Source organism: Neptuniibacter pectenicola (assembly GCF_001597735.1).
In the GTDB taxonomy this organism is placed as follows: Bacteria; Pseudomonadota; Gammaproteobacteria; order Pseudomonadales; family Balneatricaceae; genus Neptuniibacter; species Neptuniibacter pectenicola.
On the sequence record NZ_LUTS01000014.1, the window covers coordinates 25,002 to 46,200 of the forward strand.

The window sequence follows — 21,199 nt, forward strand, 5'->3', positions numbered from 1 at the left end:
TGGCTTTTTAGCGTCACCGTCACCTTGCTCCTTTGGGGCATATATAGCATTAAATATAAGCTGCCTTCGGGCAGCTTATTTGTATTTATAGATCACTATTTTAAACAATACGGTAGATAGGGAGAGGGTGATGGCAGGTCATTCTAAGTTCGCTAACATCAAGCATCGCAAGGCAGCGCAAGATGCTAAGCGTGGCAAGGTTTTCACTAAACTCATTCGAGAGCTCGTTGTGGCAGCGAAAGAGGGGGGTGGTAATCCTGATGATAATCCGCGTTTACGGGCGGCGGTCGACAAAAGCCTCGGCGCAAATATGAAACGCGACACCATTGATAAAGCGATTTTACGCGGTGCGGGTGGTGCAGAAGGTGACAACTATGATGAGCTAACCTATGAAGGGTATGGCTCTAATGGTGTGGCTATCCTTGTTGAGTGTATGACCGATAATGTCAATCGTACAGTTGCGGGTGTGCGTGCTGCCTTTAATAAATTTGGCGGCAACTTAGGGACAAGCGGTTCTGTTGCTTACCTATTTGAAAAGAAAGGCCAGATCACCTTTGCGGATGACATGGATGAAGAAGCGGTCATGGATGCGGCATTAGAAGCGGGAGCTGATGATGTTGTGACACATGAGGATGGTTCGATCGATGTGTTCACCGATTGGCATGCTTTTATGGATGTAAAGCAGGCAATGGACGAGGCGGGTTTACCGTCAGTTCATGGTGAGATCGCGATGATTCCCTCCACAACCGTTGAACTTGATGTTGATACGGGGCGTAAGGTATTGAAGTTGATTGATGCGCTAGAGGATTTAGATGATTCTCAAAACGTTTATCACAATGCCATTATCCCTGAAGAATCGATGGACGAGTAAACTGACGCAGGGTTTGTGTTGCCACGCGATTTACACGGCTGTCCGGCCTTTTCGTATATCGGTGTAGACGGGGGTTTTTAAAAAGAGAGGACTACTGTATGATTTGCTGTATAAATAAACAGTATTTCATCCAATTGATCTCTCTTTTAAATCGCCACTCTACGTAGACTGTATTAAATCGATGCTTATATTAGGAATAGACCCCGGTTCGCGTATAACCGGTTACGGTGTGATAAACAGCGTAGGCAATAAAAATGAATATGTTGCCAGCGGCTGTATTCGCATTAAAGGTGATGAACTGCCTGAACGCTTACAGCAGGTTTTTGCAGGGGTTGCTGAGGTTATAGAGCGTTATTGCCCCCAAGAGATGGCCATTGAGCAGGTATTTATGGCGCGCAATGCCGATTCTGCTTTAAAGCTGGGTCAAGCGCGGGGCGTTGCCATTGTGGCAGGAACCAATGTGGACCTGCCTGTCTATGAATATGCAGCGCGTAAAGTAAAGCAGTCGGTTGTTGGCAAAGGGTCGGCGGATAAAGCGCAGGTTCAGCATATGGTGGCTCAAATTTTGAAGTTACCCGGTTTGCCTCAAGCGGATGCTGCCGATGCGTTGGCGATTGCGCTTTGTCATGCACATACACGTAGCAGCTTAATCAAAACTGCGGGCAGTATGTCTTCGCGGAACGCTGGTTGGCGCCGCTAATTTTTTGGCTGTTTTCGCAGCACTATTACTTAAAAGAGCTTAATCATGAATTATGAACACTTTATCTATATTGCCGACCTTCTGGGTGTTGCTGTTTTCGCGACGGCTGGGGCTTTGGCTGCCCAGGGGAAGCGGTTAGATATTTTAGGGGTCGTGGTGTTAGCCATTGTTACCTCAATAGGTGGTGGCACTATTCGTGATATCACACTGGATATACATCCGGTGGTGTGGATTGCTGATACGACTTACCTCTGGGTCGCAATTATTTCTGCGGTTGTGGCCTTTGTGGTTTGCCGTTATATGCAATACCCAAGACGACTATTGTTGGTGTTGGATGCGATGGGGTTAGCGCTCTTTACGGTATTAGGTGCAGAGAAGGCGATGGCCTTAGGGTTTTCACCAGTCATCGCTGTGATGATGGGCGTAATAACCGGTTGTGCCGGAGGCATGATTCGTGACATTCTCACAGGTCAGATTCCGTTGATACTTCAGCGGGACGGTGAGCTTTATGCCACCTGTTCTATTGTCGGGGCCGTGTTTTATATCGCTTTTTATGATGTGTTAGGCGAGCAATTTTTGGCACTGGTTGGGATGGCGATCGTGTTTGTTGTTCGTCTAGCTACGATTTTTGCTAATTTAAAACTACCTGAATTTATTGTCGCAGGGCATACGTTAGAAGATATGGATAAAGGACAGAATCAGTGATAGGTCGATTGAAAGGCGAGTTAATAGAAAAGCGTCCCCCGCAGTTAGTTATTGATGTAAATGGTGTTGGGTACGAAGTCGAAGCTTCAATGAATACGTTTTACCGCTTGCCTGAGTGCGGCTCGCAACTGGTTCTGTTTACCCATTTTGTGACGCGAGAAGATGCGCAGTTGCTGTATGGTTTTTATGAACGGGAAGAGCGCACGCTTTTTCGTACCTTGATTAAAGCTAATGGCGTGGGGCCTAAGTTGGCGATCACCATTTTATCGGGGATATCCACCGCTGAGTTTGTGCGCTGTGTTAATGATGGGGATACCGCTTCGTTAGTGAAGTTACCTGGCGTTGGCAAGAAAACCGCTGAGCGATTGATTGTTGAAATGAAGGATAAAATTCAGGCGCTGGGACTTGAAAGCTCAAGCGAGTTTCAATTGTCAGCGGCAGATGGTCCTGATATGGCTGCTTTTGAACCGGTTGCTGACTCACGTTCTGAGGCCGAAAGTGCCCTGATCGCTTTAGGGTATAAACCGGTGCAAGCAACGAAATCGGTTGAGCAGGCGGCCAAAGCCTTGGGCGCTACAAGCAGCAGTGAGGAACTTATTCGTTACGCCTTACGTGCCATGGTTGGGTAGGAGCATTTTAAGTGATAGAAGCTGACCGTTTTATCTCGCCACTAAGTAATCCTGTAGAAGATGTGACCGATCGCGCCATCCGGCCAAAAACATTAGAAGACTATGTTGGTCAGCCGGTGGTGCGTGAGCAGATGGAGATTTTTATCCAGGCTGCAAAAATGCGTAACGAGGCGCTGGACCATACATTGATTTTTGGCCCGCCGGGTTTAGGTAAAACGACCTTAGCTAATATCATTGCCAATGAGATGGGGTCAGAGATTAAAACAACCTCCGGTCCTGTACTTGAAAAAGCCGGTGATTTAGCGGCGCTATTGACCAACCTTGAGCCGAATGATGTGCTGTTTATTGATGAAATTCATCGGTTAAGCCCTAATGTTGAGGAGGTGCTTTATCCGGCGATGGAAGATTATCAGTTGGATATTATGATCGGAGAGGGCCCCGCTGCTCGCTCGATTAAGCTCGAGCTTCCACCTTTTACCTTAGTGGGTGCCACCACACGTGCGGGTTTATTAACATCACCCTTGCGTGACCGGTTTGGTATTGTTCAACGGTTGGAGTTTTATAACGTTGAAGACCTGACCAGTATTGTATCCCGTTCGGCTAAGTTGTCCGGTACACATATTGATGAGCAAGGGGCCAATGAGGTTGCCAAACGGTCGAGAGGTACGCCACGTATTGCTAACCGTTTGCTGCGCCGCGCCCGTGACTACGCCGAAGTTAAAGGTAATGGCCGCATTGATAATGATATTGCGGATCGTGCGTTGAATATGTTGAATGTTGATCATCATGGTTTCGACCATCTTGATCGCCGTATGTTAATGACCATGATTGATAAGTTTGCCGGAGGCCCTGTTGGGGTTGAAAGTTTAGCGGCGGCTTTAAGTGAAGAGCGCGATACGATTGAAGATGTATTGGAGCCGTACTTGATTCAGCAGGGGTTTGTTATGCGTACGCCAAGAGGGCGCGTTGTTACCGATCATGCGTATAAACACTTCGGTATTAACAAACCTGATCAAAGTTAATAGAAGGGCGATGTCGCTCACTTGTTGGGTTTTGTGGTTGTAAATGCCTATTTTTAGCCGATTTATATCAATAAAACCCGTATTAACGAAGCTTTTGTTCTAACACTGATCCTCGTCAACCTTATTTTTATCCGCTTACGTCTACTATACCCGTGACTATAATAAGCAAGTTACAGGTGTTGTTATGACGGTTAATCTTACACTTTCAGAGGTGGCGGCCTTTAAAAAGGAACTTCTCCGTTTATTGGAGCAGTTGCGAGCAGAGGTGGATGAGGATCTAGAGCAGCAGGCGAATATCAGCGGACAGGTCCCTGAGGTTCATGATTCGGCAGAGGAGGCCGACGCTGCTGTTGATTTTATGTTACAGGTTGAATCCCTTTCACGACATAGTGAAGAGATCGCTGAATGTTTATCCGCATTGGAGCGTATAGAAGCGGGTAGTTTTGGCTTGTGTACCGATTGTGATGAAGAGATCGAATTAAGCCGTTTAAAAGCGTGTCCAACAGCCGCCCGTTGTATTCGTTGTCAAACACGCCATGAACACGCGCTCCAGAAAAGTGCATAATTCCTCCTCGTCATCGCTAAAGCCCACCTTTATTAAGCCAGTCTCTATAGACTGGTTTTTTTCTTGTATTAATTATTCTGACTGTTATTGTTTGTCCTAAATTTCTCTGATGGGAAATAGATTGAACTTCTCTGCATTTGAGTAATCAGAACGCAGATCTAGGGTCTCTGTAACCATTTATTTATAAGAAGGAAGGTACTGTGGTCGAAAAAATGTCGATCTGGAGTTTGGTTGCAAACGCAAGTTTGGTTGTGCAGCTGGTAATGCTAATGCTGTTGTTAGCCTCAGTGCTTTCGTGGGTCATGATTTTTCAGCGTCAATCGGTGCTGTCTAAAGCACGTCGATCCCTTAGAAAATTTGAAGAACGGTTTTGGTCCGGTGTGGATTTGGGCCAGCTTTTTCGTGAAGTGAATCAACAACCTAATTCAGACTGTGGTGCTGAAAATATTTTTCGGGCCGGCATTAAAGAATATACCCGTTTAACCCAGCAACAAGGTTACGATCCCGATTCAGTAATGGATGGTGTTGAACGAAGTATGCGTGTTGCTTTAGCACGTGAAGAAGACAAATTAGAGCGCCACCTGCCGTTTCTTGCGACAGTTGGCTCCACTAGCCCTTATGTCGGCCTGTTTGGTACCGTGTGGGGGATTATGAACTCCTTCCGAGGCTTGGCTAATGTCCATCAAGCTACGTTAGCCTCTGTGGCACCCGGTATATCAGAAGCACTTATTGCTACGGCGATCGGCTTATTTGCCGCGATCCCCGCCGTTATCGCGTATAACCGTTATTCCGCTCAGGTTGAATATCTGCTGGGTAATTATGAAACGTTTGCGGATGAGTTCTCATCTATCCTGCATCGCCGTATGCATGCATCACACTAATTTAACGGGGAGTGTGATCAGATGATTAGACGGCATAAGAAAAAGCGCAAACTCAACGCTGATATTAACGTTGTGCCTTACATTGATGTCATGATGGTGCTGTTGGTGATCTTTATGATTACCGCACCGATGCTGACACAAGGTGTGAATGTTGAGTTACCTAAGGCCGCTGCCGAACCTGTCGATGATAAAGATAGTGAACCGGTTATTGTTACGGTAAACGCTGCAGGTGAGTATTTTATCGATATAGGGGGAGACCCTGAAACAGCGGTGACGGCTGAAGTTGTTCAAGATCGTATTAGTAAGATTTTAACGACTAACCCAGACAAAATGCTATTAGTGCGCGGTGATCGTAGTGTGGATTACAACACGGTTGTGCAATTGATGGTTTTACTACAACAAGCTGGCGCACCAAGCGTTGGCTTGGTGACAGAGTAGGTTAGGATTTTGCGTTTAGGTAGTTACCTGCTTCCCTCATTATTTGCCATTGCACTGCATGCGGTTGTGATTGCGTTGTTGGCTCAGAGCTGGTTTGAACATGAAGACTCGGTGCGTAAAGTACCGCGCCATGTTCAAGCAACCATTGTCGATATGAGTACGGCTAAAGCGCAAAAGAAAGCGGCAGCGGATGCAAAAGCGAAACAGAAGGCCGATTTACAGCGGAAGGCTGATGCCGAGAAAAAACGTAAAGCGGATGCGAAGAAAAAACAGTTAGCAAAAGAGAAAGCGGCTAAGAAGAAAGCAGAAGATAAAAAACGACAACAAGAGTTAGCTAAGAAAAAAGCAGCCGATGCAAAAAAACAGGCAGAACAGAAGAAAGTGCAAGAGGCTAAGTTAAAGAAAGCCGCGGCAGATAAAGCGAAAAAAGCAAAAGAAACCGCGGCTAAAAAAGCGAAAGAGCAAGCGGCTAAGAAGAAGGCCGAAGCTGAACGTCAGGCAGAGAATGCCCGAAAAGCCGCAGAAGAAAGCGCAAGAAATGAAGCGTTGTTGCAAGCCCTGAAAGAGGAAGAGGCGGCAATCGTAGCGGAAGAACAGCGGGCTGCGGCCATGAGCTATGAGGCATATATTGTTGATCAAGTTACCCGTAATTGGCGTCGTTCTCCAACCGCGCGAAATGGTATGGTGGTTGAGGTCACGGTGCATCTATTGCCCTCAGGGCGTGTTAATGATCGCTATGTGACGAAGTCCAGTGGTGACTCTCGGTTTGATAATGATGCCTTGAGAGCGATTGATCGTGTTACTGTATTTGAAAAGCTACAGGAGTTAGATCCTGTCATATTTGATCGTTATTTTAGAAAGCGTATTCTAAGGTTCAGACCTGAAGATTTGCGGGATTAGGTTTACAAGGGGAATTAAGCGTGAAGAAAGTGTTCCATCTATGGATTGTGAGTTGTGTATTACTGCTTTCCTCGGTTGTTAGTGCTGAAAGTGACTTAGCGATTGAGATTACTCAAGGTATTGATGAGCCGACCCCTGTTGCTATCGTGCCATTTGCGTGGAGCGGCAGTTCAGCCTTAAAAGAAAATATTGCGCAGATTGTGTCGGCTGATTTAGGGCGTACCGGTCTGTTTAGCATGATGGATCCCACCACGATGCTGAGTTTTCCAACCCAGCAAGATCAGATTTACTATAGGGATTGGCGACTGAGTAAAACCGAATTTTTGGTGATCGGTCGACAAATTCCGGCGGAAGGGACGCAGATTAAGGTTGAATTTGAGCTCTATGATGTCCTTAAAGAGCAGCGCTTATTATCGGAACGGGTCTCAGGTACACAAGATAACCTACGCGACATTGCCCACTATATTTCGGACATGATCTATCAAAAATTAACCGGTATTCGTGGAGCATTTTCTACCCGTATTGTGTATGTGACGGCGCAGCAGTATGGCGAGGGCAAAGTGAGCTACCGCCTGAAAATGGCCGATTCTGATGGCGCACGCCCAATCACTATTCGTCAGCAGAGTGAACCTCTGATGTCACCTGCATGGGCGCGAGATGGCTCTAAATTGGCGTATGTATCATTTGAAAGTGGCCGTCCAGCCATCTACATTCAATACTTAGCAACGGGCAAGCGTGAAAAAGTTCAATCATTCCGCGGTCTAAATGGTGCGCCTGCATGGTCACCAGATGGTAATAAATTAGCGATAGTCTTATCTAAAGATGGTAACCCCGAAGTTTATGTCCTTGATTTAAGGTCTCGTAGCTTAGCGCGGATTACCCATCATTACGGGATTGATACCGAACCGTCATGGTCACCTGATGGGCAGTCGATTATCTTTACCTCTGACCGGGGTGGTCAGCCGCAGATTTACCGTCTTCAGCTAGCGACACGTCAATTGGAACGCGTGACCTATGAAGGTAACTATAATTCGCGTGGACGTTTGACCCATGATGGTCGTTTCCTTGCGATGGTGCATCGAGGCGATGACAATGTGTTTCGTATTGCCGTACAAGATTTGAAAACTGGTCGTTTAGATACGTTAACTGATACTTATCTAGACGAGTCGCCCACCATAGCGCCAAACGGCAGCATAATTCTTTATGCTACTCAAAAAGGGGTTAAAGGTGTGCTGGGTGGTGTCACGCTGGATGGTAATGTGCGCTTTATATTACCGGCCACGAGTGGCGATGTTAGGGAACCCGCATGGAGTCCCTACTTGCAATAATTTCTTATAGACATTAACTTATGTCCTGATTTGGACATGGCGGCGTTAATAACATTAAAAAATGCTGGAAATGCCAGTAAATTTTTACAGGAGTGATCAATGCGAGCTTCCAACGTAACTAAAGCAGTTGCACTAGCCCTATCCGTAGCATGGGTAGCCGGTTGTAGTACATCTGGTACATCAGAACGCACTGGCTCTACAGCAGGCACTGATACAGGTTCCACTCAAGGCGTAAGCCAGAACGGTGGTGTTAGCAGTTCATCTATGGATGATGTTGCAAACCTGCAAACTGTATTTTACTTTGACTTCGATCAGTCTGTTGTAAAAGCAAACGGTTTTGCAGACCTAGAAAAACATGCGGCGTACCTAGCGGCTAACCCATCTGCACAAGTTATTCTAGAAGGTCATGCTGATGAGCGTGGTACTCGCGAATACAATATGGCACTGGGTGAGCGTCGTGCTAAAGCCGTTTCTCGCTTCTTACAGGTTAATGGCGTATCGGGTACTCAGGTAGAATCTATTAGCTTCGGCGAAGAGAAACCTGCCGTTTTGGGTCACAGTGATTCTAGCTGGAGCCAGAACCGTCGTGTGGAATTGAAGTACGTATCTCGTTAATTTATGACTTCAAAATACACAGTATATACATCAACACTGGCGCTGTTACTCAGCGCTAGTGCTGTTGCTGAAGACGTGCCTGTCATTGAATTAGGCGTAGATACTAGCCAACGTTCAGTACAAACCTCTGCTTACCGGCCTCAAACGTCCAGTGGCAGTGAATTAGTGCTTATTGTCCAGCAGTTACAGGACGAAGTGCGTTCATTAAGGGGGCAGCTAGAGCAACAGGATTATCGTCTAAAGCAGATGGAACGTCAGCAGCTTGATCGTTATCGTGATCTGGATCGGCGTATCTCATCTCTGTCTGCAGCACCCGTGTCATCATCAAATGCTGGTACGTCAACGACGAGCACGGTTGAGCCTGCGTCTACAGGTCAAACCGCCGCTAAGTCAGAACCTGAGCTAGTACAATCAGATGCGGCACCGAGCGATGCTAAAGCGTATCGTGAAGCGTTTGGTTTAGTACGCGAGCGTAACTTCCCTAAAGCAGCTGAAGCCTTTAACGCGTTCATTAAGGATTATCCGCAAAGTGAGCGGTTGCCTAATGCGTATTACTGGTTAGGTGAGATTCATCTTGCTGAACAGCGACCAGAATTGGCCCGTGAAGCTTTTATGCAGGTTGTCACGCGTTTTGCTGATCACCGTAAGGCACCCGATGCGGCTTACAAGCTCGGCATCGTATATGATCAATTAGGTGACAGTAAAAAATCAGCTGAATACCTAGATCTTGTAATTAATAAATATCCCGACTCTTCAGCTGTACGTTTAGCGGAAGAATTTAAACGTCTTCAATAAATCTGGTACAACAACATGAATACGCCTGCTTCTCCTAAAGCAGTGGTGCTGCTTTCTGGCGGCTTGGACTCAGCAACAGCCTTAGCGATGGCTTCTGATCGTGGTTATGACTGCTATGTGCTGAGTTTTGATTATGGGCAGCGCTCGCTGACAGAGCTGAATGCAGCGAAAGAGATCGCCAAGCAGTTAAAGGCGGTTGAGCATCGAGTTATCCGTCTCCACCTTGAGGATTTTGGTGGCTCCGCGCTAACGGATCATAGTATTGATGTACCTGAAGAGGAGACGGATGAAATCCCCGTGACTTACGTGCCTGCACGCAATACGGTCTTTCTATCGTTAGCTTTAGGTTGGGCTGAAGTGCTTGAAGCCGATACTATTTTTATTGGTGTTAATGCCGTGGATTATTCGGGCTACCCTGATTGTCGACCTGAATACATCGCAGCATTTGAGACAATGGCAAATCTAGCGACTAAACGGGGCGTGAGTGGTGATCCTATTCGCATAGAAACGCCGTTGATTGACCTGAGTAAAGAGCAGATCATTCAAGCGGGTACTACGTTAGGCGTCGACTACGGTTTAACCGTTTCATGCTACCAAGCAGATGATGATGGCCGAGCTTGTGGTGTCTGTGATAGCTGCCGCTTACGGACTCAAGGTTTTGTTGATGCGGGAATAAAAGACCCAACGCGCTATCAATAAAAAAAAGCCTTGCTTTCCCGTCTTTGGTGCGTAGAATACGCCTCCTCCAAGTGGGTCGTTAGCTCAGCTGGTAGAGCAGTTGGCTTTTAACCAATTGGTCACAGGTTCGAATCCTGTACGACCCACCACTTAAAGAACCCAGCCCTGCGCTGGTTTTTTTATGTCTAAAATATTTGCGGGTTATCCCTGCTGCTTTAGGCGGCATAGTTTGTGATCTAGGTTCAACGCCAAAAGATGCTTGTTTTGATAGCGTTATTCTTTGTGCGCTACAGGTCGCCAGAGGTAAGAGCCTCGACAAAACATTAAAACGTACAGCTGATAAGCAGGACGCTCCATGTTTATCGGTTATTAAATCCCCGCTTTATAGTCGTTAGCCTTTTAATCTCTGTGATATAATTTATTTTTTCTGCTGGGCGTGAGTCTTCAGTGGTTTCGCTGTTGGTTATTGGTGAGATAGGCAGCGTTTTATTCCCTTGATATATGAGTACAAACATCACATGTTGAGCAAACAAGACATTTCAGATCGCATTCTTGTGCAAGAACACTTTGCCAAAGAGCACCTGCCGTTAGATATGAGTGAAGCGCAGGTCGATGATTATAAGCAGCGTATTAAAGCGTTATTGAAAGAGAAAGACGCGTGTTTAGTTGCTCATTATTATACTGATGCGGTGCTTCAGCAATTAGCGGATGAAACCGGTGGTTGTGTATCTGATTCGTTAGAGATGGCGCGTTTTGGTAATGCGCATCCCGCCAGTACTTTGGTGGTGGCTGGTGTTAAATTCATGGGGGAAACGGCTAAGATTTTGACGCCCAATAAACGTGTCATTATGCCGACGATTGAGGCGACGTGTTCATTGGATATAGGTTGTCCTATTGATGAGTTTTCTGCGTTTTGTGATGCGCACCCCGATCATGAAGTGGTTGTGTATGCGAATACTTCTGCGGCAGTTAAAGCGCGTGCGGATTGGGTGGTGACATCCAGTATTGCTCTTGATGTGGTTGAGTATTTAGCTGATCAAGGCAAGAAGATTATCTGGGCGCCAGATAAGCATTTAGGCTCTTATGTTCAGCGCCAAACGGGTATTGAGATGTTGATGTGGGATGGTGCCTGCATTGTGCATGATGAGTTTAAAGCGAAGGGTATTCTTGATATTAAGAAGGTATACCCCGATGCGGCGGTATTGGTGCACCCTGAATCACCGGATTCTGTTGTGGAGATCGCAGATGCGGTGGGCTCTACGACGCAGTTGATTAATGCCGCTAGAGAGTTACCTAATAAGCAGTTTATTGTGGCGACGGATAACGCAATCTTCTATAAGATGAGGCAAGCTGCGCCGGGCAAAGAGTTTATTGAGGCGCCTACCGGCGGTTCAGGGGCGACGTGCCGTAGCTGTGCCCATTGCCCGTGGATGGCGATGAACGGCTTAGAGAGTGTATTGCATGCGCTTGAGTCTGGTCAGGATGAGATCCATGTTGATCCCGCATTAATTACAGATGCGCGTAAGCCGTTACAACGTATGTTGGACTTTTCAGCGGCGCTCAATCAGGGATAAATATTATTATAAAAAAATCCCGCTTAGGCGGGATTTTTTATGCTTAGAAATCAAATTCAAGTGATTTTCTTATCGCTTTTGCATCTTCTTTGCGTTGTTCTAAGCGGGCCCGCTCGTTAGGGGTTAAGTTAGGTTCTTTAAGTGCGAAATCCACTTGGCGCAATGCTTTGTCTATATTGGCGGTGAGTAAAAAGAACTCTATACGCGCTTCATGAACGCCCACAATATTACCCTCTAACCCATAAGACTCCGCCAATAAATACCACGCGCGGCTATCGTTGGGGTTGCCCTCGACTAAGGTTTCGTAAAGCTTTGTGGCTTGTTGCGGTTTGTTTAGATGTAGGAGGTTGTCGGCATAGATGAAGCTAATGGCATGATTGCCAGGATATACGTTGTGCAGGTTAGAGAGGATTTTATCTGCTTGTTCAAACGCTTCTTTAGCAACAAGGTATTCAGCTTCAAGTAGTTGGCTGCTGAGCTGTGACTTGAACGCGGAGGTAAATTGATCCATCTGCTGTTTGGCGATATCGAACTTTTTCGCTTTGATGGCAGTGTAGGCAACGGCGTACCTAAGCGTATCGTTGCCATGTTGAGTGAGCATTTCTTGGTATTTTGCCAGCAGTTTTTTAACGTCCTGTGCATAGTTGACTTGAATGCGAACTTTAGCAATATCGAATGAGATCGTATTTTCTTTGGTGGCCGATCCTGTGAAGTTAGCTGCTCGGTTTTGAGCGTCTGCGATTCGTGATTGTGTCACCGGGTGGGTTAGTAAAAATTCAGGGACTGTGCGGCTAAAGCGTGCGGCCTGTTGTAGTTGTGTAAACATGTTGGCCATTTGGATCGGCGCATAGCCTGCGGCGGTCAATGTTTGTAAGCCTATATAATCGGCTTCACGCTCATTCTGGCGGCTAAAGGATAGTTTAGATGAGGTTGAGGCTGCCATGGAGGTTTGCATCGCCGCGATGCCAGCCTCAGTATCTGCGGCGGCAAGGAGAATGCTGCCTAAAATGGACGCGATAAAGAAAGGTTGGTTACGGCGCTGCTCTTCAAGTTGTGAGGCAAAGTGACGTTGGCTTAAGTGGGCTAACTCATGGGAGAGCACTGAGGCGAGTTGCGCTTCGTTTTGAGCGGTAATCAATAGGCCCGTATGCACACCGATAATACCGCCAGGAACGGCAAAAGCGTTCACGGTTGGGTTGTCTAAGACAATCACTTCTAAGCGCCGATCGGTAAGTTGACTGTGGGTTACTAAGCTCCATGTCAGCTCTTCAACATATTGGCTAACTAAGGCATCTTCATAAATATGGGTGCTACCGCGAAGTACCCGTGCCCAGGCTCGACCTAATTGGTATTCCTGTTGTTGTGAAATAATACTATAGCCACTGCTTCCTATATCGGGGAGTTGGGACTCAGCCGATGCGGAGTAGGGGAGGCATAGGGCCATAAGAGGTATGAGAAAATTGAACCATGTGCTGCGCATATATCTATCCGAAAAAACCCATCCGAGTGCCAATAATAAAGGTATATAACACATACTATAAGCTATCTAAGGCCTTGGTATGACAAATCTATTCGTTAAGATATGTAAAGCGGTGATTAAGTTCCTTTTAATTCGCCTTGTTTGGGGGCGCGAGCAAAGACTGTTTGGTTTTTTTCTTTGAGTGAGTGACGCGTGATAATGCTGTCCCATAAGTATTTTGGCGTGAGCGTGACTCCAACACAGGGTATGGGCGAAGGGGGTTGTTGGTTTGGTTTTTTTCCGTTAATGGCTTTTTTAAGGGCGGTATTATCACGTCTAAACTGGGGCTGCGTATATTGATTGATACCAAGATTAAGACGACTATGATATACATCCCTTAGCACTGCATGTTTTTCGCGCAAATAGGTTAATTGCAGGGGTTAGACAAGCGCAAATATTGATTGGCGCTGGGTGTGATCAGTGATTTATGTAAAAGGCGCTCTATTCGTTTGCTTTACGATTTTATCTTTAAGACATATTTATGACTCATTATGATATTCATTTAACGCTCGATACATCGGGGTTAAATTGTCCTTTACCGTTGTTAAAGGCTAAACAAGCATTAAATAAGATGGAGCCGGGCTCTATTTTAAAAGTTGTTGCGACGGATAGTGGTTCCATCCGTGATTTTAAAGCATTTACTGATCAATCTGACCATGATCTAGTTGATTCGTCCACGGATGTGGAACCGTACGTTTATATTATTCGAAGAGGTTAGCAAAGAAGGTCAATGCGCAAAATATTTAGTAAATGGGTCGAACGTTACTTTTCGGATGAAGAGGCAATATTGCTTTTCATTTTGTTGGCCGCTGCGTTACTCGTCATTTTAACCTTAGGTCAGGCATTGGCTCCTGTGTTTTCAGGGATTATCTTGGCGTTTTTGATGCAAGGTGGAGTTAATCGGCTTAAACAGCTCAAGATCCCTCATCTACCGTCGGTAATTTTGGTCTTTTTAGCTTTTATTGGCTGTGTGGCCGCACTGTTGTTTATTGTTATGCCGTTGGGTTGGCGACAATCGGTCAACTTATTTAATGAACTGCCCCGCATTATGTCGCAAATTCAGTCTGTGCTTCTGTTGCTGCCTGAGCGTTATCCGGAGTTTATATCGGAAACGCGGGTGCTAGAGCTGATTAATTTGGCGAAGTCTGAACTATCCCAAATGGGGCAGTGGGTGGTGACGTTCTCACTCAACTCATTAACCTCCATTATGGCGTTGTTAATCTATTTGGTATTGGTGCCCATCCTCGTCTTTTTCTTTTTGAAGGACGGTGCGTCTCTCTCCCGGTGGTGGGTCTCATTCCTGCCTGAAAAGCGCGACATGATGCGGGCTGTTTGGGTTGAAATGGATGATCAGATCGCCAATTATATTCGAGGCAAAGCGATAGAGATTGTGGTGGTAGGTGTCGTGACCTACATCACTTTTATATTATTAGGTATCAATTACGCTGCATTATTAGGCATTCTTGTTGGCTTGTCGGTGTTAATCCCTTATATCGGCGCTGCGTTAGTTACGATCCCTGTTGCGTTGATCGCTTTCTTCCAATGGGGGTGGAGCGGTGATTTTATGTATCTAATGATCGCGTACGGTATTATCCAGGCCTTAGATGGCAATGTGTTGGTACCGCTTTTGTTCTCTGAAGCGGTAAATCTTCACCCGGTTGCGATTATTGTGGCAGTGCTTGTTTTTGGCGGGTTATGGGGATTTTGGGGCTTATTTTTCGCTATACCGTTAGCGACCTTATTTAAGGCCATTATTAATGCATGGCCTAAAACGAAGATGTTGGCTTCAGAGGAAAGCAGCACTTAGTGCTGCTTCTCTAAACGACGCTTTACAGTGCTTGGGCTGCTGCGAGTACTTCATCTACGTGACCTTTTACCTTTACACCACGCCATTCCTGTTTAAGAACGCCTTCACTGTCAATGAGAAAGGTTGAGCGTTCGATCCCCATATATTCACGACCGTAATTCTTTTTAAGCTTAATAACATCGAATAATTTACAAAGGGTTTCATCAGGGTCGCTAATGAGTTCAAACGGAAATGCCTGTTTTGCTTTAAAGTTTTCATGTGCGCGAAGGCTGTCACGGGAGACACCAAAAATGAGAGTGTTGGCAGCTTCAAATTCTGCGATTAAATCGCGAAAGTTTTGGCCTTCAGTTGTGCAACCGGGTGTGCTGTCTTTAGGGTAAAAATAGATCACAACGTTCTTCCCTTGTAGGTCAGAAAGGGTAATTGTTTGCTCGCTGGTTGCTTGAGATGTAAAAGAAGGGACTTTTTTATCGATTGAAACGCTGTTCATAGTAAATCCTTAGTGATGATGGCTACTCAACAAAGTACAAAATCGTATAGAATAACGACCCTTTGTACGATACCAGATATGTTTTAGATTATAAGAGGCTATTTGACGCTAACATTATCACAGATAATAGCAGCTGTTGGAGCTGCTCCTGTAGTGTTAATTGTCTTTGTATCGTCTTATATAACTGACTAATTGTTTAGCTAAATAATCATTACTTTCATATAGCTAGAATAAGATTAGTAACGCTTTTAAGGTTGTAATAAGCGGTGTGTCAGAGTAATTTGGGCATTGCTAAACCTGATATTTATCTCATGGAGAAGAAAATGATTACTGGCAGCATTGTTGCTCTTGTTACCCCTATGCATTCTAACGGTGATATCGACTGGGATTCTCTCGATAAACTTGTGGATTGGCATTTGGATAAGGGCACTGATTCTATCGTCGCTGTAGGCACTACAGGTGAGTCTGCTACTTTAAACTGCGATGAGCACTGCCAGGTTATTAAACGTGTGGTAGATCGTGTAGCAGGCCGTATCCCCGTGATTGCGGGTACGGGGGCTAACTCGACCTCTGAAGCGATTGAGTTAACCCAAGAAGCTAAAAACGTAGGGGCGAATGCCTGTTTATTGGTCACGCCTTATTATAACAAGCCAACTCAGGAAGGTTTGTTTCTGCACTATAAAGCCGTTGCTGAAGCGGTGGATATTCCGCAGATTCTTTACAATGTTCCAGGACGTACTGCTTGCGATATGTTGCCTGAAACGGTACTTCGTCTTGCCGAGGTGGATAACATTGTAGGTGTAAAAGAAGCGACTGGTGATTTAGAGCGTGCGCGCTTACTCATTGAAAAATCACCGGCTGATTTTGCAATCTACTCCGGTGACGATGCAACAGCGGTTGAGTTAATGATCGCAGGTGGTGATGGTAATATCTCTGTTACCGCTAACGTTGCGCCGGCTGAGATGTCTGAGCTTTGTCGTTTGGCGATTACGGGCGAGGCTGATGCCGCCCGGGCGATACAGGCTCAATTAATGCCTTTGCATGAAAAGCTTTTTGTTGAAGCAAATCCTATCCCAGTAAAATGGGCGATGACAGAAATGGGGTTAATGGGGCTTGGTATCCGCTTACCGTTAACCGTATTAGCTGATGAATATCATTCAACTGTACGCGAAGCATTGCGTAGCAGTAAAATTATTTAAGCGATTCTAATAATGAAAAAGATTTTATCTCTATCGGTAGTAAGTCTGTTAATGACGGGCTGCGGTATGTTGGATGATAACCCGATCTATGGCGAAAACGGTATTGTTCGTGACCGTAGTCAAGACTACGAGTTAGCGGAAACAAGCCAGCGCCTAGAGGTGCCTGAGCATCTTAAAGCTAAACAGACTGAAGAATCTTTAAGTATTCCGGAAGTGAGTAACGTTGCAACGAGTCGCGCGGGTGACTTTATTGTTCCACGGCCGGAGTTCTTCTATGCCGAATCAGGTTCAGAATCGGTTAGCTTAAAGCGTGAAAATGGCGATAAAGTGATCGTTGTGGATGAAGGTATCACCAATGTCTGGGTTAAATTGCAGGAGTTCTGGCAGTTCAACGGTATCGATATTGTTAAATCTGATCCGCGTCAAGGGGTGATGGAAACTCAGTGGATTACCCATGAAGCAAAAGAGTTAAGTTTTGTTGATGCTTGGGTTAAACGTCTGACCTTCCAAGATATTCCGGGGCCAACGAAAGATAAGCTACAAGTGAGCTTGAAGCCTGTTGATGGTGATCCAACGCGGACCGCAGTTGCTATGCAACATATACGTTTTGCTGAAGGTGATGAGCAAACAGAGGTTGATTGGAGCGAACAAGCTAGGGGCGTAAGTTATAAGTCCGATATGATGTTTGAGATGCTGCGTTACCTAGGTAAAGCGACCGGTGATCGCAGTGCGCAAACCTTGGTCGCGTTCCAAGAACAGCGTCGTTTAGGTACCCAGTTGGGGCGTGACTCCCGTGGTAATGCGGTATTGAAACTAGATACTGATATTGAGTCTGCATGGAACGAAATCAGTGCCGCTGTCGATAAGGCGGATATGGATGTAGGTACGCGTGATCCTGAAGCGGGCTACTTCTACATGACATACACAACCTCTACCCCGTTTGAAAATCAGGAAGAGATGGGGTTCTTTGAATGGTTACATTCAGATAGGGGGCCTATTACATTAGATACGAGTTCTATTTCCGCTGCTTTTGGTGCGGATGAAGATACGGACGGCATAAGTTATACCAGCGGAAAAACGGCGGCACGCTTCCAGAATACAGAAGATAAAACGGCGGCTGGTACACTGAATGATCCGCAAGATGAGGCTAATCAACAAGGCTATAAGATCTGGTTTGCAGGTAAACCGATCTATGTCTTTGGTGGGGGTGACTCGGGAGTCTATAACGCAAACTCCGGTAAGTTTGAACATACTGGCCAGTATCAGTTGAAGCTTATTCGTACGCGCACCGGTGTTTATCTGAGTGTCTTGACCGCTGAAGGTGTTGCCGCACCTGCGGTTATAGGTGAAGAGATCTTGTGGGAGATTAAAGAGCAGTTACCACGCTCTTACTAAGTGTCTAAGTTGTTTCTAATTATATAAAGGGCCTTAAGGGCCCTTTTTTATGACTTTTCGTGGAGATGGTTATGCGTGCAGTGATTCTTGATTTAAAAGGTCTTGAGGCATTAGACCTGAGTGCGATTGAATTTTTAGTTGATGAACTCGTATGTTATGACTTAACGGCGGAAGATGAGATCGCCCATCGAATTGACGGTTTTGATATTGTTATCACGAACAAAACGCCGTTATCCCGTCATCATCTTGAGCATTCGGCCCAACTGAAGTTGATCTGTGTATTAGCTACCGGGACCAATGTGGTCGATAAGCAAGCCGCTTATGAGTTGGGGATCCCTGTTTCTAACTGTGTAGCCTATGGTGTTGATTCTGTTGTTCAGCATGTGTGGTCACTAATCTTGGCATTACATACCAACTTGTCATCGTACACGCAGGATGTTGCGGCGGGTGAGTGGCAGCGCTCAGAGCAGTTTTGTTTTTTAACGCATCCGATTATTGAGCTAAAAGGGCGTACGCTTGGCATTATTGGCTATGGGCATTTAGGTCAAGGTGTGGCGAAAATTGCTGAAGCATTTGGCATGAAAGTCATTGTCTGCCAAAAGATTGGTGATATGGGTCATACTCAGAAAGATGACAATTCCAAACGTCCCTTTGACCAATTCATCCAGCAAGCGGATGTTATTAGTTTGCATTGCCCGCTGACAGAGGCAACTGAAAACCTGTTTACGACTGAGATTTTCGAACAGATGAAACCTGAAGCTTTTATTATTAATACGGCCCGTGGCGGTATTGTTAATGAGGCCGATCTTGCTGATGCGCTGAGGCGTGGGATTATCGCTGGTGCGGCGTGTGATGTATTAACCGAAGAACCGCCGGTTAAGGGTAACGTGTTACTGGATTCAACGATTCCTAATTTGCTGATTACACCCCATACCGCGTGGGGCAGTATCGAGGCGAGAAATCGGATTATTGAGCAGACGGCTGAGAATATGAGAGCGTTTATGAGCGGTACGCCGATTCGTACCGTTTAAGGGTTACCGCTTAGGTTTAGGTGCTGTTTAAAAAGGACAGGGTATGATGAACTCGACTAACTCATCTGTTAGTGGGTGAGGAAAGGCGAGTTGCTCTGCATGCAGTAACAAGCGATCTGATTGGGCAACCCCTTCTGGGGTTGCATAGAATCGGTCCCCTAAAATAGGGTGCCCCATCGCTTGCATATGCACCCTTAGCTGATGGGAGCGACCCGTAATAGGGGTTAATTCAACGCGTGTATTCTCTATCCCCTGTGCCGTTCTTTCTGTCGCTAGCACTTTCCAGTGCGTTAACGCGCTTTTTCCCTGTTCAAAATCCACTATCTGTAGTGGCCTGTTTTCCCAATCGCACCGTAAGGGTAGCTCAACGCTGCCATCCGACTCGGTAGGTGTCCCGGCTATAATTGCTTGGTAGCGTTTATGGGTTTTACGCTCTTGAAAGCTGCGGTTGAGTGCCCGTTGTGCATCCAATGTAAGGGCCAAGACCATGACACCCGATGTTGCATAGTCCAAGCGATGCACGACGCGAGCTGTAGGAAACTGCGTTTGTACACGGCGCCATAAGCAGTCTTGCTTATCTTCGCCTCGTCCGGGAACCGATAAAACATCGTAAGGTTTATTAGCGATGACAAAGGCATCATCTGAATAGATTATATCGACCATTACACGCGCTCAAAAAGGACAAGGGACTCAACATGGGAGGTGTGTGGAAACATATCCATGACACAGAAACGTGTTGCCGTATAACCTTGGGATATTAGTTCTGCACCATCACGGGCAAGCGCGGCCGGGTTGCAAGAGACATATAAGACCATCTCTGCTGAGTGTTGCTTTAGCTGTTTAATAATCTCTAATGCGCCAGTACGTGGTGGGTCGAGCAATATTTTATTGAAGCCTTGTTTGTACCACGGCATGGCGCGTAAATCGTTTGTTAGGTTGGCTTTGTGGAACTCACAATTTGTTAATTGATTGCTTTGAGCGTTATGGTTTGCGCGTTCGACCATCTCTTCTACGCCTTCGATACCGACAATGCTTTCAGTCCGTGTCGCTATAGGTAGGGTAAAGTTACCAATGCCACAAAATAGATCTAATACACGGTCCTGATCAGATAGCTGCAACCAAGCGAGGGCGCGCTGAATCATCTGCTCATTTACATGAGCGTTAACCTGAATGAAATCGCCGGGTTCAAAGTGGATGAGTGTATCGGTTTCTGCTATTCGATAGTTGAGTTGGGCTTCACCATCAACGGCTTCAATTCTGCCACCGTAATCAAAATACAGCTTAAAGTTATTATCTTGGGCCAGTTTATTGAGCTGGGTGGTGAGCGCTTCTTTCGGTGTTTTTTTGACCCTTAGCGTTAATGCACCCTCATGATCACCCATGCTAATTTCCGCATGGGTAATTTCTTTGAAGCTATCAGTGCCCTCGAGTACCTTAGGTAGGCGTTTCAGCAGTGCATCAAGCGGCTCCGATAATACGGGGCAGTGGTCAATCTTGATCAGCTTACTACTGCCTTTGCGGCGAAAACCGACAAGGGCGCTGTTATCTCGCGTGAGCTGGTTAATGCCGAGGCGGCAGCTACGTCTATAATGCCAGCTAGGGCTGGTAATCGGCGCTTCTATTTCTGAGGGTGTGAATTTCCCTAACCTTGCCAGCTGATCGATAACCAGTGACTGTTTAGTGCTGATCTGTTGGTCGTGATTTAAATGCTGTAGGTCACAACCGCCGCAACGTCCGTAGTATTCACACGCTGGAGACACTCGGTGCTCTGACGCTGTCACAACTTCAGTGCAGCTTGCTTCGTCGTAACGACGGTGCCTTGTATCAATGTTGACGCGAACCTGCTCACCAGGCAGTGCAGCGGTGATGAAAAGTGTTTTTCCGCCCTGTTTTGCGATACCTCTCCCTTCGTGACTTAAAGCACTCACCTCAATAATATCAGGGTACTCAATTGTCTTTTTAGACTGGGGTGTTTTGGTGGACGTCGGGCGATTAAAAAGGCTGTTTTTTCGTTTCATCAGGAGATACCGGCAGATTAGCCGGCAATTTTAGCAGAG

The 21,199-nt window shown here is 46.1% G+C and carries 23 protein-coding genes and 1 tRNA gene; 20 read left to right on the top strand and 4 right to left on the bottom strand.

From position 1 onward, the window contains the following. The first annotated feature begins 130 nt into the window (after positions 1 to 130). The 15 genes from A3773_RS14960 (at position 131) to nadA (ending at position 11,701) form a co-directional block, all read left to right on the top strand. Positions 131 to 871, top strand: coding sequence for a YebC/PmpR family DNA-binding transcriptional regulator (locus A3773_RS14960; protein WP_067987613.1), 741 nt, complete (start codon positions 131 to 133; stop codon positions 869 to 871). 181 nt (positions 872 to 1,052) lie between these two features. Beyond that, entirely contained in the window at positions 1,053 to 1,571 is a 519-nt protein-coding gene (gene ruvC, locus A3773_RS14965; RefSeq protein WP_067987616.1) for a crossover junction endodeoxyribonuclease RuvC, read from the top strand. A gap of 45 nt (positions 1,572 to 1,616) precedes the next feature. Next, on the top strand, positions 1,617 to 2,276 hold the full coding sequence (locus A3773_RS14970; protein ID WP_067987619.1) for a trimeric intracellular cation channel family protein: 660 nt from the start codon (positions 1,617 to 1,619) through the stop codon (positions 2,274 to 2,276). After that, positions 2,273 to 2,905, top strand: coding sequence for a Holliday junction branch migration protein RuvA (ruvA, locus tag A3773_RS14975; RefSeq protein WP_067987622.1), 633 nt, complete (start codon positions 2,273 to 2,275; stop codon positions 2,903 to 2,905). Before A3773_RS14970 ends, ruvA begins: the two co-directional genes overlap by 4 nt. An 11-nt stretch (positions 2,906 to 2,916) precedes the next feature. Then, complete coding sequence (gene ruvB, locus A3773_RS14980) at positions 2,917 to 3,927, top strand: Holliday junction branch migration DNA helicase RuvB (RefSeq protein ID WP_067987624.1); 1,011 nt, start codon at positions 2,917 to 2,919, stop codon at positions 3,925 to 3,927. A gap of 184 nt (positions 3,928 to 4,111) precedes the next feature. Then, positions 4,112 to 4,492, top strand: a complete 381-nt coding sequence (locus A3773_RS14985) for a TraR/DksA family transcriptional regulator (RefSeq protein ID WP_067987629.1) — start codon at positions 4,112 to 4,114, stop codon at positions 4,490 to 4,492. A 200-nt stretch (positions 4,493 to 4,692) separates the two neighbouring features. Then, positions 4,693 to 5,373 (top strand): protein TolQ, encoded by a 681-nt coding sequence (gene tolQ, locus A3773_RS14990; protein WP_231902221.1) that lies wholly within the window; start codon positions 4,693 to 4,695, stop codon positions 5,371 to 5,373. A 21-nt stretch (positions 5,374 to 5,394) separates the two neighbouring features. Further along, complete coding sequence (gene tolR / locus A3773_RS14995; protein ID WP_067987639.1) at positions 5,395 to 5,811, top strand: protein TolR; 417 nt, start codon at positions 5,395 to 5,397, stop codon at positions 5,809 to 5,811. Between the two features lie 9 nt (positions 5,812 to 5,820). Then, on the top strand, positions 5,821 to 6,711 hold the full coding sequence (gene tolA / locus A3773_RS15000; protein ID WP_067987641.1) for a cell envelope integrity protein TolA: 891 nt from the start codon (positions 5,821 to 5,823) through the stop codon (positions 6,709 to 6,711). 20 nt (positions 6,712 to 6,731) lie between these two features. Continuing rightward, the gene (tolB, locus tag A3773_RS15005; RefSeq protein ID WP_082800648.1) at positions 6,732 to 8,039 is read left to right on the top strand and encodes a Tol-Pal system beta propeller repeat protein TolB; all 1,308 of its coding nucleotides are present in this window, start codon (positions 6,732 to 6,734) and stop codon (positions 8,037 to 8,039) included. 99 nt (positions 8,040 to 8,138) lie between these two features. Then, a complete protein-coding gene (gene pal / locus A3773_RS15010; RefSeq protein ID WP_067987646.1) occupies positions 8,139 to 8,654 on the top strand; it encodes a peptidoglycan-associated lipoprotein Pal in 516 nt (171 codons plus the stop codon). A gap of 3 nt (positions 8,655 to 8,657) precedes the next feature. Continuing rightward, positions 8,658 to 9,449: a tol-pal system protein YbgF gene (gene ybgF, locus A3773_RS15015; RefSeq protein WP_067987649.1), complete on the top strand. Its 792-nt coding sequence runs from the start codon at positions 8,658 to 8,660 to the stop codon at positions 9,447 to 9,449. Between the two features lie 15 nt (positions 9,450 to 9,464). Then, complete coding sequence (gene queC, locus A3773_RS15020; RefSeq protein WP_067987652.1) at positions 9,465 to 10,148, top strand: 7-cyano-7-deazaguanine synthase QueC; 684 nt, start codon at positions 9,465 to 9,467, stop codon at positions 10,146 to 10,148. A 52-nt stretch (positions 10,149 to 10,200) separates the two neighbouring features. Further along, a tRNA-Lys gene (locus A3773_RS15025) sits at positions 10,201 to 10,276 on the top strand. 369 nt (positions 10,277 to 10,645) lie between these two features. Then, complete coding sequence (gene nadA, locus A3773_RS15030) at positions 10,646 to 11,701, top strand: quinolinate synthase NadA (RefSeq protein ID WP_067987655.1); 1,056 nt, start codon at positions 10,646 to 10,648, stop codon at positions 11,699 to 11,701. A 43-nt stretch (positions 11,702 to 11,744) separates the two neighbouring features. Here nadA and A3773_RS15035 read toward each other — a convergent pair whose 3' ends face one another. After that, positions 11,745 to 13,181, bottom strand: coding sequence for a M48 family metalloprotease (locus A3773_RS15035; RefSeq protein ID WP_067987658.1), 1,437 nt, complete (start codon positions 13,179 to 13,181; stop codon positions 11,745 to 11,747). Positions 13,182 to 13,701: 520 nt separating this feature from the next. Between A3773_RS15035 and A3773_RS15040 the strand changes: the two genes are divergently transcribed. Both A3773_RS15040 and A3773_RS15045 read left to right on the top strand, forming a co-directional pair. Then, positions 13,702 to 13,938 carry a sulfurtransferase TusA family protein gene (locus A3773_RS15040; protein ID WP_067987661.1) on the top strand — a complete coding sequence of 79 codons (237 nt, stop codon included), beginning with the start codon at positions 13,702 to 13,704 and terminating at the stop codon, positions 13,936 to 13,938. Positions 13,939 to 13,950: 12 nt separating this feature from the next. Further along, the gene (locus A3773_RS15045) at positions 13,951 to 15,027 is read left to right on the top strand and encodes an AI-2E family transporter (RefSeq protein ID WP_067987663.1); all 1,077 of its coding nucleotides are present in this window, start codon (positions 13,951 to 13,953) and stop codon (positions 15,025 to 15,027) included. Positions 15,028 to 15,049: 22 nt separating this feature from the next. Here A3773_RS15045 and A3773_RS15050 read toward each other — a convergent pair whose 3' ends face one another. After that, positions 15,050 to 15,517 (bottom strand): peroxiredoxin, encoded by a 468-nt coding sequence (locus A3773_RS15050; RefSeq protein WP_067987666.1) that lies wholly within the window; start codon positions 15,515 to 15,517, stop codon positions 15,050 to 15,052. A 323-nt stretch (positions 15,518 to 15,840) separates the two neighbouring features. Between A3773_RS15050 and dapA the strand changes: the two genes are divergently transcribed. The 3 genes from dapA to A3773_RS15065 all read left to right on the top strand — a co-directional run bounded on the left by dapA (position 15,841) and on the right by A3773_RS15065 (position 19,142). Beyond that, on the top strand, positions 15,841 to 16,716 hold the full coding sequence (dapA, locus tag A3773_RS15055) for a 4-hydroxy-tetrahydrodipicolinate synthase (RefSeq protein ID WP_067987709.1): 876 nt from the start codon (positions 15,841 to 15,843) through the stop codon (positions 16,714 to 16,716). A 12-nt stretch (positions 16,717 to 16,728) separates the two neighbouring features. Beyond that, entirely contained in the window at positions 16,729 to 18,111 is a 1,383-nt protein-coding gene (locus A3773_RS15060; RefSeq protein ID WP_067987669.1) for an NlpB/DapX family lipoprotein, read from the top strand. Positions 18,112 to 18,182: 71 nt separating this feature from the next. Then, entirely contained in the window at positions 18,183 to 19,142 is a 960-nt protein-coding gene (locus A3773_RS15065; protein WP_067987712.1) for a D-2-hydroxyacid dehydrogenase, read from the top strand. 27 nt (positions 19,143 to 19,169) lie between these two features. Here the strand turns inward: A3773_RS15065 and A3773_RS15070 are convergent, their stop codons facing one another. Together A3773_RS15070 and rlmD are read right to left on the bottom strand one after the other, a co-directional pair. Then, positions 19,170 to 19,805 (bottom strand): pseudouridine synthase, encoded by a 636-nt coding sequence (locus tag A3773_RS15070; RefSeq protein ID WP_067987672.1) that lies wholly within the window; start codon positions 19,803 to 19,805, stop codon positions 19,170 to 19,172. Next, positions 19,805 to 21,160, bottom strand: a complete 1,356-nt coding sequence (rlmD, locus tag A3773_RS15075) for a 23S rRNA (uracil(1939)-C(5))-methyltransferase RlmD (RefSeq protein WP_067987674.1) — start codon at positions 21,158 to 21,160, stop codon at positions 19,805 to 19,807. Before rlmD ends, A3773_RS15070 begins: the two co-directional genes overlap by 1 nt. Positions 21,161 to 21,199 lie beyond the last annotated feature (39 nt).